Here is a 12,946-nt window from a genome sequence, read left to right on the forward strand (position 1 = left end):
CGCCGCCAGGCTTTACGATACGTGCGCTAAACTAAAACTATCCGAACCCATTCACTGACAAAAAGCCCCGCATCGGCGATCGATGCGGGGTTTTTTGCTATGCTCGGGGCTGGCGCACGGGATTGCCAGCGGACATCATTTTCGCCTAGCGGCTTCCAAGTCAGGAGGATGCCTTCATGGCCGATCTGCACGCCGTCCTGTTCGTCTGTATGGGGAATATCTGCCGATCCCCGCTTGCGGAGGCGGCGTTCCGCGATGTTGCCGTACGCCTGAACCTGCATGTCGAGGTGGATTCGGCCGGTACCGGTGGATGGCATGCGGGCGATCCGCCGGATGCGCGCGCCCAGGCCGAGGCGCTCCGGCATGGGATCGATATCTCCAACTATCGCGCCCGGCAGGTCACGCAGGATGATTTCCGCCGCTTCACCCATATTCTCGCGCTCGACAGCGATAATCTCGCCGATCTTCGCGCGATCGCGCCGTCCGGCGCAACGGCCTGGCTTGGCCTGCTGCTCGATCACGCCGATGGCCGGGCAGGAGAAAGCGTGGCCGATCCCTATTACGGGAAGCGCGCCGATTTCGAGCAGACCTGGCGGGATGTTTCGGCCGCGGCAGAAGGGCTCGGTAGGGCGCTCGCGCAAAGCTAGGCGGTCAATCGATGCCCTGCGCGCCCGAAACCAGCGCGAATTGCTGGAGCAGCCAGCGGGCGGCGGGGCCGGGAGGTGCATCGGCGCGGAACATGCCCTGGAAGTGATACAATTGCTCGGTGCGATCGGGCATGTCGAGCTTGACCAACGTGCCGGCGATCAGATCCGCCTCGATCAGCGGTACGGGCATACCGCCCCAGCCGATCCCCTCGCGCAGCAACTGGTGCTTGGCGCCGAGGTCGGCGAGCCGCCAGGTGCGATCGGAAAAGACCGAGAAATCCTGTCCGGCGGTAAGCGGCGAGCGATCGGTCAGCACGAGCTGGATGTGATCGCGGCCGGCGCCCGGCTTCAAGCGCCCACGGGCGAGCGGGTGATCGGGCGCCGCCACCGGCACCAGCGGGACCGAGCCGAGCATGACGCGCTGGATCCCTTCCAGATCGAGCTGGAGCGGGCCGCTGACGCCGACCGAGGCGCGACCGTCCACCACCAGCTGCGCGATGCCGCCCAGTGCCTCGATATGCAGGCGCAGCGTCACGGTCGGAAATTCGCGCGCGAAGGCTTTCAGCACCGAACCCAGCCATGCGCTTGGCCACATCACGTCGACCGCGACGCTCACCTCCGGCTCGAGGCCCTGCATCAGCCCCTTCACCTTGGCGCGCAGGCCGTCCATGCCGTGTGCTATCTCATGCGCCTCCGCCAGCACAGACTTGCCTGCGGCGGTGAGCACCGGCTTGCGGGTGCCTTCGCGATCGAACAGCAGGATGCCGAGTTGCGCCTCCAGATTGGCGATGCCGTAGCTGATCACCGAGGTGGCACGATTGAGCTTGCGGCCGGCGCCGGCGAAGCTGCCGGTCTCCACCACGGTCAGGAAGATGCGGAGCTGATCGTAGGTCGGCGTTCCGGGGTTCGACATTTCAATTTCCTCGAACGATTTGGAAGAGACTATCCGGATGTCGCGCTAAGGGGAACAGCGCTAATCGGTCGTTCATCCGGAAGGAGCAAGACGATGCACATGGTCGATGTCACAGCCCAACCCCGCCTCACCACCGCCGAATGGCAGGCCGTGACCGTCGCGCTGCGCGACGTCGAGCGCTTCACCTGCGCCGCACCGTCCCAGTCGGAAGGGCGCCTGTCGCGCCTGTTCCGTGCTGTGACCGGGATCGAGAAGCCGACCGCGCTGGCCGATCCGCGCCTCGATGCGATCCGCCGCTTCGTCTGCGCCAGCCGTCGCAACATGGCGCGCGCCAAGGATGTCGCCGCCGAGCTGATCGCGATGGGATATAGCCGCGACCAGGTCGAGGCGCTGCGAATGGTCGCCGCCTGATCCGTCATGAAATGACTTGTTGAGACTGTCATGGTGTGACAGTCTCGGGCCATGGTGACGGCCGCCGATCGCAAGCTCTATCTCGGCCCCCGGCTGCGCGTGCTTCGCCGCGAGCTGGGCCTCAACCAGACCAGGATGGCGGAGGAACTGGGCGTCTCGCCCTCCTACCTCAACCATCTCGAGCGCAACCAGCGCCCGCTGACCGCGCAGATGCTGTTGCGCCTTGCCAGCACCTACGATATCGACATGCGCGATTTCGTCGCCGGCGCGAACGAGGCGGCGGCGAGCGATCTCCACGAAATCTTCGCCGACGGGCTGGTGCGCGACATCGGCATCCCGCGCCACGAGATCATGGAGGTGGCGGAGAATTACCCCAGCGTCGCGGAGGCCGTGACCCGGCTCTATCGCGCGCTCACCGACCTCCGGCGGATGCCCGACCGGATGGAGCAGCTGGGATCGGCACCCTCGACCATGGCCTCGCCGCTCGACTGGCTGCGCGAATATCTCGACGGCAGGCGCAATCATTTCGACGAGCTCGACCAGATGGCCGAGGCGCTCTCCGCCGAGCTGGGGCAGGGGCCGGAGGCCTTGCGCGAAGGGATGCTCCGGCGGCTGGGCGATCCCTATGGCATCAGCGTGCGGGTAATGCCGGACGAGGTGCTGGCCGGATCGCTGCGCCATTACGATTTCCACCGGCGGCGGCTGATGCTGTCCGAACGCTTGCCGGCGGCGAGCCGCCTGTTCGGTATCGCCTATCAGCTGGCGTTGCAGGTGATGCAGAAGCCGATCGTGGCGGCGATCCAGCGCGCCGCGCCGCCGGACGAGGAGGCCGCGGCACTCGCCAAGGTCGCCTTCGCCAATTACGCGGCCGCCGCGATCCTGATGCCTTACGGGCGATTTCTGGAGGCGACGGAGGCGACGCGCTGCGACATCGATCTGCTCGCCGCGCGCTTCGGCCTGTCCTACGAGCATATCGCGCACCGGCTGACCACGCTCGGCCGGCAGGGGGCGCGGGGGCTGCCTTTCTTCCTGCTCAAGATCGACGCGGCGGGAAACGTCTCGAAGCGTTTCTCCGGCGAGGCGTTGCCCGTCGCGCGCTTCGGCGGCGGGTGCCCGCGCTGGGGCGTGCAGCGCGCCTTTCGCCTCCCCGGCGAAACGATCGCGGCGCTGGTCGAAGCGCCGGACGAGACGCGCTACGTCACTTTCGCACGCGCCGTGCCGCGCACCGCGGCACCGGGGCTGGTGACGATCGTGCTCGGCTGCGAGGCGAAGCACGCCGGTGCGCTGGGCGCTGCGGACGGCTTGAGCAGCGAGGCGATCCCGATCGGCCCCGCCTGCCATCTGTGCGAGCGCCCCGACTGCCCCGAGCGCGCGCTCCCGCCGGTGACGCGCGCGCTCGATCTCGACCAGTATCAGCGGCCGGTCTCGCCCTATCCGTTCCGTGCTACGTGAAGTTGACGAAGTTGACAGTCGTGACAGCGAAAAGAAGACATTCCTACAGGTGACCGACGGTGTGACAGAGCCGGCCCGACGGATCGGGTGCGGTGATGATCTCACGCGAAATCCTACATGGGAAGGCGCGCTATCGCCTCGATACTCGTCGATCACCTGAGCCCGTGCGCACGGTGTTGAGATAGGCTCCTGCCTGCGCAGGGGCGACGGCGATGGCGGCTATTACCCATCACTCGTCATTCGCTGAACAGATTCGCAAGCTCGAAACTGGACATTGACGTGCCGAAGCATGGCGGCCATACGCCGCTTTCAACGGCAATGGATTTCTGCCGGGCGTTCGCGCCGAACCGCTCCTCGGAGCCGATGATTCCTACCTGCTGCGGTAACGCAACAAGGAGGAACCGTGCGCGCGTCGTTTGCCAATCTGATCGCATCCCTGAACCTGATATCGCGGGCGCTGGCACAGCGCGGCCATGCCGCGTCGGTGTTGCGCTGGACGTTGTTACTCGTGCCGATGGCGATCGCGGTTGGCACGCTGTGTGCCGCGTTTCTGTGGAGCCTCGACGCCGCTACACGCGCGCGCTTCGATCACCCCTGGCTGCTCTTCCTGCTGCCCATCGGCGGTGCCGGAGTCGGTTGGCTCTATCACCGGCTCGGCCGTTCGGTGGAAGCCGGCAACAACCTGATCGTGGAACAGATCCACGAACCCGGCGGCGGCGTGCCGCTCAGGATGGCGCCGCTGGTCTTTCTCGGTACGATCGTCACGCACCTGCTGGGCGGTTCGGCCGGTCGCGAGGGAACGGCGGTGCAACTCGGCGGCAGCCTCGCCAGCGCAGTGGCCGGATGGTTCCGGCTCGATCCGCCGAGCGTGCGCATCATTCTGATGGCCGGTGTTGCGGCCGGGTTTGGTGCGGTCTTCGGCACGCCGCTGGCGGGCGCAGTCTTCGCGCTGGAGGTGCTCGCAGTCGGCCGGGTGGAATATGCCGCGCTCGTGCCGTGCCTCGTCGCGGCGCTAGTCGGCGACTGGACGTGTCACGCATGGGGCATCCACCACGCCGCCTATGCCGTCTCGACCTTCGCTCCCAAGGAGCCGGGCCTGCTGTTCGAGCCCGTCCTGCTGCTCAAGGCCGCTCTCGCTGGCGTCGCGTTCGGCCTTGCGAGCCTGATCTTCGCCGAAGCTAATCATGCGTTGGGCGGCTGGCTCAAGAAGATCGTGCCTTATGGCCCTGCGCGACCGGCGATCGGCGGCATCGCCTTGATCGCTCTGACCTACCTCATCGGCACGCGCGCCTATCTCGGCCTCGGCGTCTGGAGCCTGACCCCCGGCGCCCCGACCATCGTCGGCTTCTTCCAGCCCGGCGCGGACAGCTGGAGTTGGGCGTTCAAGATGCTGTTCACCGTCGTAACGCTGAGCGGTGGCTTCAAGGGCGGCGAGGTCACGCCGCTCTTCTTCATCGGCGCGGCGCTCGGCCATGCGCTCGCCGCCCCGCTCGGCGTGCCCGTCGATCTGTTTGCGGCGCTCGGCTTCGTCGCGGTGTTCGCGGGCGCCGCGAACACGCCGCTCGCCTGCACGATCATGGGCGTCGAGCTGTTCGGCGCGGGCACGGCGGTGCCTGTCGCCGTCGCCTGCTTCATCGCCTATGTCTGTTCGGGGCATAGCGGCATCTATCTGTCGCAGCGGGTCGCGGTGCCCAAGCGGTCGCGCACGATCCTGCCTCCCGATCTCACGCTGCGAGACGTGCGTGCGCTGCGTCCCGCGGCCGATCTCTCCGCTCTCTTCGCCCCCCGCCATCAGGAAGGCATTGCCATGTCTGACATCCATCATGTGACGCCGAGCGAGATCGGCATGATCCGCATCTATCTGAAGCCCGGCGACAAGGCGTCATGGGGCGGGGCCAAGTCGCGGTGGGGCGCCAAGCCGCTCTACCGGACGCTGGTTGCACAGGCGAAGGCCACCGGGATCATGAACGCCGTCGCCCACCACACCCATTATGGCTACAGCAACCACGGTCCCGTTCGCGAGAACGGCTCGGAGATCTCCGACCCGCATCTGACGATGTGCGTCGAATTGATCGGCCAGCGCGAGCAGCTCGAGCAATTCTGCCGCGCGCATGGCGACGTGCTGGCGAGCAACGTGATCGTCTACAAGCATCTTGAACACTGGAGCGTTGGGCCGAAGGGTCTCGATCAAATCGATGCGCCTGCGGCCGAGCTTGCCGAAGGGTGACCGTGACCTGCAATCTCCACGCGGAGCAGTGGCTTTTTATGATGCTAGGTAAAGAGCCGTCGGGCAGTAAAATCCCATGATCAGCCTAAAAGCGGCCTGTCCCGAACCCACCATTCCGTCATTGCGAGCATGGCGGAGCAATCCAGATGCGGTGACGGATGGATCGCCACGGCGCTTCGCAGCTCGCGATGACGGGCTTGGCGGGTGTTGTTCCCGCCTATCCCGTCGCGCCGGCAGATATCGATCTCAATCCAACCCTCTCCCCCTGCGGCACCCGACCCGCTAGACCCGGCGCATGATCGAGACGGACCTTCTCATCGTCGGCGGCGGGGTGAACGGGTGCGGGATCGCGCGCGATGCGGCGGGGCGGGGCCTCAAGGTGCTGCTGGTCGAGCAGGACGATCTCGCCGGGCACACCTCGTCCGCCTCCACCAAGCTGATCCACGGCGGTCTGCGCTACCTCGAATATTACGAGTTCCGGCTGGTGCGCGAGGCGCTGATCGAGCGCGAGAAGCTGCTTCATATCGCGCCGCACATCATCTGGCCGCTGCGCTTCGTCATGCCGATGCCGCCGACGGGGCGGCCCGGATGGATGATCCGGCTGGGTCTGTTCCTCTACGATCATCTCGGCGGGCGCGGATCTCTGCCGGGGTCGCAGGGGGTGTCGCTGAAAGGGCCGCTCGGCGCCGGGATCAAGGCGGAGATCGCCAAGGGCTTCGCTTATTCGGATTGCTGGGTGCAGGATTCGCGGCTGGTCGCGCTCAACGCGCTCGATGCGCGCGAGCGGGGTGCCGACATCCGCACGCGGACGCGCTTCGCGGGGGCGACACGCGATGCGCAAGGATGGACCGCGACGATCGCCGACGACGATGGCGAGCAACAGGTCTGCGCCCGCGCGATCGTCAACGCGGCGGGGCCGTGGGTCGATCATGTCGTCGGCGCGGCGCGGGGCGCGCATCCCGAACGGCCGCCGCGTCTGGTCAAGGGTAGCCACATCATCGTGCCGCGCCTGTTCGACGGCGATCACGCATATATCCTGCAGAATCCGGACAAGCGCATCGTCTTCGCCATCCCCTACGAGCGCGATTTCACGCTGATCGGTACCACGGACGTCGCGTGGCACGACGATCCCGCCGCGCCCGCGATCAGTGCGGAGGAGACGGCCTATCTGTGCGAAAGCGTCAGCCGCTATTTCGCGAAAGCGGTGCGACCCGAGGATGTCGTCCACTCCTACGCCGGTGTCCGCCCGCTGTTCGACGACGGCAGCGCCAGCGCGTCTGCCGTCACCCGCGATTACGTGCTGAAGCTGGGCGAGGAGGAGGGGCCGCAGATCCTCTCGGTGTTCGGCGGCAAGATCACCACCTACCGCCGCCTCGCCGAACATGCGCTGGAGAAGCTCGCGCCCTTCCTGCCGGCGATGGGCGAGGCGTGGACCGATCGCGTAGCGCTGCCGGGCGGCGACATCGGCGATTTCGGCGCTTTTCTCAGCGGGGTCCGGCGGCGCTGGCCGTTCCTGTCCGAGCGGACGTCGTGGCGGCTCGCGCGGGCCTATGGATCGCGGATCGATCGCGTGCTGGGCGATGCCGCGAGCCTTGCCGAGCTGGGCGAGGATCTGGGCGGCGGGCTGCACGCGCGCGAGGTGGATTATCTGGTCCGCGAGGAATGGGCGCGGACGGCCGAGGACATCCTCTGGCGGCGCTCCAAGCTGCTGCTGCACGTGCCGCCGGGGACGGAGAGGCGGCTGGAGCATTATCTCCGTCGGACACGGGAAACCCGTTCGTCCTGAGCGAAGTCGAAGGACGTGCCTTGGGCGTCTCGCTTGCGGCACGCACTTCGACTTCGCTCAGTGCGAACGGTAGAGAGGGATATGGCGAAGCACATCCTCGCGATCGATCAGGGCACGACGTCCACCCGCTCCATCGTCTTCGACGCGCGCGCGCAGGCGGTGGCGACCGCGCAGAGCGAGTTCGCGCAGCATTACCCGCAATCCGGCTGGGTCGAGCACGACCCGGTGGACATCTGGCGCGATACGCTCGCTACCATGAAGGAGGCGATCGCCAAGGCGCATCTGCAGCCCGCCGATATCGCGGCGATCGGCATCACCAACCAGCGCGAGACGGCGGTGCTGTGGGATCGCGAGACGGGCGAGGCGGTGCACAGGGCGATCGTCTGGCAGGACCGGCGCGGGGCGCCGCTTTGCGCGCGGCTGAAGGAGGAGGGGCACGAGCCGCTCGTCCGTCGCAAGACCGGGCTGTTGCTCGATCCCTATTTCTCCGCCTCCAAGCTCGCCTGGCTGTTCGACGAGGTGGAGGGCCTGCGCGCGCGGGCCGAGGCGGGCGAGCTGGCCTTCGGGACGATCGATTGCTTCCTGCTCTGGCGGCTGACCGGCGGGAAGGTCCACGCCACCGACGCCACCAATGCGTCGCGCACCCTATTGTTCGATATCCACGCGCAGGATTGGGACGACGAACTGCTCGGCCTGTTCGGCGTGCCGCGCGCGATCCTGCCCGAGGTGCGCGACAATGCCGGTGTCTTCGGCGAGACGGTGCCCGATCTGCTCGGCGCTGCGATCCCGGTCGCCGGCATGGCGGGGGACCAGCAGGCGGCGGTGGTCGGCCAGGCCTGTTTCGATCCGGGGTCGGCCAAGTCGACGTACGGCACCGGCTGCTTCCTGCTGCTGAACACCGGCGAAGAGGCGATCACCTCCGATCACCGCCTGCTCACGACCGTGGCCTACCGGCTGAACTGCAGGCCGACCTATGCGCTGGAGGGATCGATCTTCGTCGCGGGCGCTGCGGTGAAGTGGCTGCGCGATGGCTTGGGTCTCATCACCCACGCCTCGCAGACCGACGACATGGCGACCCGCACCGAGGACAATGGCGGGGTCTACATGGTGCCGGCCTTCGTGGGCCTCGGCGCGCCGCACTGGGATCCGGATGCGCGCGGGCTGATCACCGGGCTGACGCTGGGCACTACCGCCGCGCATGTCGCGCGCGCCGCGCTGGAGGCGGTCGCCTACCAGACCCACGATCTTGCCGAGGCGATGGTGGAGGACGGCGCCGCGAAGCTGGAAACGCTGCGGGTGGACGGGGGCATGGCGGCGAACGACTGGCTCTGTCAGTTCCTCGCCGATCTGCTCGATCTGCCGGTCGAGCGACCGGCGATGCTGGAGACGACGGCACTGGGCGCGGCGCTGCTCGCCGGGATCGGGATCGGCCTGTGGGATGGGCCGGAAGCCGTGGCGAAGCTCGATCGCAAGCTCGACCGGTTCGAGCCGCACGCGTCGGCGGGCCGGCGTGCCTCGCTGGAAGGGTGGCGGAGGGCCTTGCGGCAGGCGCTGGCGTAAATTCCCCTCCCTTTCAGGGAGGGGAGATGTCAGGCAGCTCTCAGATGCGCCACGAAGGTGTCGGTGGCGCTCTGCAGCGTTTCGGCATGGCGGAGCAGCGCGCCGGCCGCCCCCTTCACCTCGCCCGACAGCCGCTCGGCAGCGCTGGCGCTGGTCGAGACTTCGGCGATGCGGTGGGCCATGGCATCCATGCCGGCGGCGGCCTCGTCGGCGTTGCGCTCGATCGTGGTGGCGGCCTGGCGCTGTTCGTCGACGGACGCGCGGATTGCGGCGGCGGCCTCGATCAGTTCGCCGATCGCCTCCGTCACCTGCGCGAAGCTCTGCTCGGCTTCGTTGGCGCCGGAATACATGCCGGAAACGAGACCGGTGATCTCGCCCGTGGCATGTGCGGCCTGGCCGGCAAGCGCCTTCACCTCCTGCGCCACCACCGCGAAGCCGCGACCCGCATCTCCGGCGCGCGCCGCCTCGATCGTGGCGTTGAGCGAGAGCAGGTTGGTCTGCGCTGCGATGGTGGAGATCAGGTTGGCGAATTCGCCGACATTCTGCGTGCGTCCGGCGAGCGTGCGCACCGCGCGATCACCGGCGTTGGAGCGTAGCCGGGCATGGTCGGTCAGCTCGGCCTGCTGGGTGACGTTGATCGCGATGCTGCCGATGGAGCGCGAGAGCGTGCTGACCCCGCCGGCAACCGAACGCGCGGCGTCGGACGCCTGCAGCGCGGTCGCGGCGACGTCGGCGGCCTGGCGGCCGGTATTCTGCGCCAGCCCGTTGAGCGAGCGGGCCGAGCCTTCCAGCGAGGTCGCGGCGACGCCGACTGCGGACGCGACGGCGGCGACCGAACGCTCGAACTCTCCGGCCAGTCGCAGCAGATCGGCGCGGCGCATCTCGGCGATCGCGGCTTCTGCCTGTTCGCGCTGGGCGCGTTCGGCCTGGGCCTCGCGCTGCGAGGATTCTGCGGCAGCGAGCGCCTCCTCGGCCCGCGCCTTAGCGGCGGTGGCGTCGGCGGCGAGCTGATCGCTGTTATGGCGCGCGAAGCCCTGTTTCAGGATCATGCCGCGCAACTTGGTGGCGATATAGCCGAGCACGCCGCATTCCAGCGCGACCGCGACGGCGTGGATCATCACGCGCCAGATGCCGTTGGTCCCGTCGAACACCCACGAAGGGGCCAGCGTGTTGAGCAGCAAATGGTGGATCGCGATCGCGGCGCCCGCCACGACCAGCGGTCGCCAGTCGCACAGGATGGTGAGGCCCGCGAGCGAGACGTAGAAATACATGTGCATGTCGAGCTGCCACGCCGCGCCGCGCATGACGAATACGAGCAGCGCCGGGTGCACCGCCAGCATGATCGCCACGACGTTGCGCGCGGCGATGTCGATGCGCCCCCGGATCGCGCACAGGGTGGGCACGATGTTGACGACGATGCCGACGCTCAGCGCCTCCCAGCCGGATGTGCCGAAGACCAGCGCCATGCAGAACAGCGCCACCACGCTCAGCCAGCCCGCGATGACGAGCAGGCGGATGCCGGCGCGGCGGAGGTCGTTCAGTTCGTGGACGATCATGCGCTCGCTCCCGCCCGGCAACCGCCCGGCGGCACGGCCAGCACCAAAGTCGCGTGACGGAACAGCCCGGTCAGAGTGTCACGGCGCCCCTCGACGATCAGCGATCCGGGAGTCGGTCCCGTACCGATCAATCGTGTCTCGCCATGTAGCGCGCGCGCGGGGAGAGACTGGATCGCCGTTCCGGTAAGCGGCACCAGCAGCATCTGCCCCTGCGCCGGCGGCGCCAGCAGCAGCCAGCCGAGCGTGGCCGCCGCGATCGTGGACTGCAGTCCGATCAGGCCGGCGGACGAGGCCCGGCGATGTGCATCCGAAACGGTGTTCATTCCATCCGGTTAGGATCGGGATGGTTATGAAGGGTTTAACCCTCGTCCGCAGATTCGACGAAAAGACTAGGAAATCCGTGCGCCTAGCCGTCCCGCGCGGACGTAGCTAAACCACAACAGGCCCGCGAAAAGGATCGATCCGCCGATCGTCGCGATCGGGTCGAACCAGGCACCGACCACCGCCAGCGGCGCCGGGTTGAGCGTGATCGAGATCGGCACGGCCAGCGCGACTCCGAACAGGCTCTCGCCGACGATCAGGCCGGATGCCATCAGCACGCCGATCCGCTGGGTGGCGGGCGAGGGGTTCCTTTTCTCCCACCAATGGCCGAGGAAGGCGCCGATCACCACCGGCAGCGTGGCGGACATCGGAAGGTAGATGCCGATGCCAACGCCCAGCGGCGGCAGGCGCAATTTGCCCATCCGCCCGAGCATCCCGTCGAGCGCGATCAGCACGAAGCCGATGATCGCGCCGATGCCGATCAGGCTCCAGTCGAGATCGTGCGCCAGCACGCCTTTGGCCAGCGCCGAGATCAGCACCGCCTGCGGGGCGGGCAGCGGCGTCGGGTGGGCGGCCGTCGCGTCGCCGAAGCCATAGGCCTTGGCGAGCAGGTTGAGCACCAGCGGGATGGTGATCGCGCCCGCCACCACGCCGACCATCAGCGCGACCTGCTGCTTCCACGGAGTCGCGCCGACGAGCTGGCCGGTCTTGAGATCCTGAAGGTTGTCGTTGGCGATGGCGGCGGCGCAGAAGATGATCGAGGTGGCGAACAGCGCCAGCGCGATCATCTGCGAGGAGGCGGAGGCCGGCACGAACGGCTCGACCGCCACCGCCAGCAGGATCGCCGCACCGAGGATCGCGAGGATGCCGACACCCGACAGCGGACTGTTCGACGCGCCGATCAGTCCCGCCATGTAGCCGCAGACCGAGGCGACGATGACGGTCGCGACATAGATATAGACCGTCCCGCCGATCGCCAGCGGCCAACTCCACGCCGCGAGCGGCCCGGTGCCGGTGAAATGAAGCAGCAGACCGATCGTGGGGACGAGCAACGCGGCGGTGATCGCGCCGACGATCGGCACCGGCATGTCACGCTCCTCGACCGGCAGCACGGCGCCGGACGCGCCTTTACGCGCCCTGGACGAGGCGGCGGCATCGCGCAGACCCTTCGCGATCGGCAGCACCAGCTTGCCCAGCGTCCACAGCGCCGCGACGCCGATCACGCCCGCGCCGATGAAGCGGACCTCGTGCGCCCAGGTCGCCTCGGCGATGGCGGCGGGATCGGGCGCGTGATGCAGCCAGACGAGGATCGGCGTCGCCGCGCCGAAGCCGACGAACAGGCCGAGCAGCATCGCCGCGCCGACCGACAGGCCGACGAGGTGGCCCACCCCCATCAGCGCGAAGGACAGGCCGTAGTCGATCCCGGTCGCGCTCGGCCCGATGCGGAACCATGCGGCGGCATCGGCGGCGGCGAGACGCATCGCGGTGAGCAGGGCATAGAAAGCGGAGACGGCGCTGCCCGTCAGCAAGGCGAGCAGACCCGCCTTGCTCTCCTCGGCGCCGGCGGGCGATCCGTCGTCGCTGCCGACCTTGAGCACTTCGGCCGCCGCGCAGCCTTCGGGGAAGGGCAGATCCGATCCGGTCACCAGCGCGCGGCGCAGCGGTATCGAGAACATCACGCCGAGCAGGCCGCCGGTCGCACAGATCAAGGCGCTCTGCCAGAAGGGGAAGTCCGCCCACCAGCCGACCATGATCAGGCCGGGCATCACGAAGATGATCGAGGAGAGCGTGCCGGCGGACGAGGCGACCGTCTGCACGATATTGTTCTGGAGGATGCCGGACTGGCCGAGCGCCTTCAGCGCCACCATCGAGATCACCGCCGCCGGAATCGAAGTGGAGAAGGTGAGGCCGACCTTGAGGCCCAGGAAAACGTTGGCGGCGGTGAAGATCAGCGTCAGCGCCGATCCCAGCACCAGCGCGCCCAGCGTGAGTTCCTTATCCTGCCCAGCCTGCGCCATGTCTGTCCTTCTCGTCTCTTCCGCCCTTCTCGGCGAGGCGCGCCGAACCGGCAAT

General features: G+C 67.9%; 10 protein-coding genes and 1 riboswitch. Of the genes, 6 read left to right on the forward strand and 4 right to left on the reverse strand.

Annotated elements, in window-relative coordinates; translation table 11 throughout:
• Positions 1-176 precede the first annotated feature (176 nt).
• The gene (locus QGN17_RS19345; RefSeq protein WP_281046245.1) at positions 177-647 is read left to right on the forward strand and encodes a low molecular weight protein-tyrosine-phosphatase; all 471 of its coding nucleotides are present in this window, start codon (positions 177-179) and stop codon (positions 645-647) included.
• A gap of 4 nt (positions 648-651) precedes the next feature.
• On the opposite strand, the gene QGN17_RS19350 is transcribed toward QGN17_RS19345, so the two are convergent.
• Positions 652-1,560: a LysR family transcriptional regulator gene (locus QGN17_RS19350; protein ID WP_281046246.1), complete on the reverse strand. Its 909-nt coding sequence runs from the start codon at positions 1,558-1,560 to the stop codon at positions 652-654.
• Positions 1,561-1,653: 93 nt separating this feature from the next.
• On the opposite strand from QGN17_RS19350, the gene QGN17_RS19355 reads away from it, so the two are divergent.
• From QGN17_RS19355 to glpK, 5 genes are all read left to right on the forward strand, one after another.
• On the forward strand, positions 1,654-1,971 hold the full coding sequence (locus QGN17_RS19355) for a hypothetical protein (protein ID WP_281046247.1): 318 nt from the start codon (positions 1,654-1,656) through the stop codon (positions 1,969-1,971).
• Between the two features lie 51 nt (positions 1,972-2,022).
• On the forward strand, positions 2,023-3,423 hold the full coding sequence (locus QGN17_RS19360) for a helix-turn-helix domain-containing protein (protein WP_281046248.1): 1,401 nt from the start codon (positions 2,023-2,025) through the stop codon (positions 3,421-3,423).
• 305 nt (positions 3,424-3,728) lie between these two features.
• A riboswitch (Fluoride riboswitch) is annotated at positions 3,729-3,803 on the forward strand.
• A 23-nt stretch (positions 3,804-3,826) separates the two neighbouring features.
• Positions 3,827-5,650, forward strand: a complete 1,824-nt coding sequence (locus QGN17_RS19365) for a DUF190 domain-containing protein (protein WP_281046249.1) — start codon at positions 3,827-3,829, stop codon at positions 5,648-5,650.
• A 295-nt stretch (positions 5,651-5,945) separates the two neighbouring features.
• Entirely contained in the window at positions 5,946-7,436 is a 1,491-nt protein-coding gene (gene glpD / locus QGN17_RS19370) for a glycerol-3-phosphate dehydrogenase (protein ID WP_281046250.1), read from the forward strand.
• An 81-nt stretch (positions 7,437-7,517) separates the two neighbouring features.
• Entirely contained in the window at positions 7,518-8,996 is a 1,479-nt protein-coding gene (glpK, locus tag QGN17_RS19375) for a glycerol kinase GlpK (RefSeq protein ID WP_281046251.1), read from the forward strand.
• 29 nt (positions 8,997-9,025) lie between these two features.
• Here the strand turns inward: glpK and QGN17_RS19380 are convergent, their stop codons facing one another.
• From QGN17_RS19380 to QGN17_RS19390, 3 genes are all read right to left on the reverse strand, one after another.
• Positions 9,026-10,552, reverse strand: coding sequence for a methyl-accepting chemotaxis protein (locus QGN17_RS19380; RefSeq protein ID WP_281046252.1), 1,527 nt, complete (start codon positions 10,550-10,552; stop codon positions 9,026-9,028).
• The gene (locus tag QGN17_RS19385; protein WP_281046253.1) at positions 10,549-10,875 is read right to left on the reverse strand and encodes a hypothetical protein; all 327 of its coding nucleotides are present in this window, start codon (positions 10,873-10,875) and stop codon (positions 10,549-10,551) included. The genes QGN17_RS19380 and QGN17_RS19385 overlap by 4 nt, the downstream gene beginning before the upstream one ends.
• Before the next feature lie 66 nt (positions 10,876-10,941).
• Positions 10,942-12,891: an OPT family oligopeptide transporter gene (locus QGN17_RS19390; protein WP_281046254.1), complete on the reverse strand. Its 1,950-nt coding sequence runs from the start codon at positions 12,889-12,891 to the stop codon at positions 10,942-10,944.
• Positions 12,892-12,946: the final 55 nt, after the last annotated feature.

Origin of the sequence: Sphingomonas oryzagri, assembly GCF_029906645.1 — a bacterium.
Lineage (GTDB): Bacteria > Pseudomonadota > Alphaproteobacteria > Sphingomonadales > Sphingomonadaceae > Solisphingomonas > Solisphingomonas oryzagri.

What these genes read in the sequence shown, in the direction of transcription:
- QGN17_RS19345 (WP_281046245.1), top strand. Translation starts at nt 177, where the DNA reads ATGGCCGATCTGCACGCCGTCCTGTTCGTCTGTATGGGGAATATCTGC.
- QGN17_RS19380 (WP_281046252.1), bottom strand. Translation starts at nt 10,552, where the DNA reads ATGATCGTCCACGAACTGAACGACCTCCGCCGCGCCGGCATCCGCCTG.
- QGN17_RS19385 (WP_281046253.1), bottom strand. Translation starts at nt 10,875, where the DNA reads ATGAACACCGTTTCGGATGCACATCGCCGGGCCTCGTCCGCCGGCCTG.
- glpK (WP_281046251.1), top strand. Translation starts at nt 7,518, where the DNA reads ATGGCGAAGCACATCCTCGCGATCGATCAGGGCACGACGTCCACCCGC.
- QGN17_RS19350 (WP_281046246.1), bottom strand. Translation starts at nt 1,560, where the DNA reads ATGTCGAACCCCGGAACGCCGACCTACGATCAGCTCCGCATCTTCCTG.
- QGN17_RS19355 (WP_281046247.1), top strand. Translation starts at nt 1,654, where the DNA reads ATGCACATGGTCGATGTCACAGCCCAACCCCGCCTCACCACCGCCGAA.
- QGN17_RS19360 (WP_281046248.1), top strand. Translation starts at nt 2,023, where the DNA reads ATGGTGACGGCCGCCGATCGCAAGCTCTATCTCGGCCCCCGGCTGCGC.
- glpD (WP_281046250.1), top strand. Translation starts at nt 5,946, where the DNA reads ATGATCGAGACGGACCTTCTCATCGTCGGCGGCGGGGTGAACGGGTGC.
- QGN17_RS19390 (WP_281046254.1), bottom strand. Translation starts at nt 12,891, where the DNA reads ATGGCGCAGGCTGGGCAGGATAAGGAACTCACGCTGGGCGCGCTGGTG.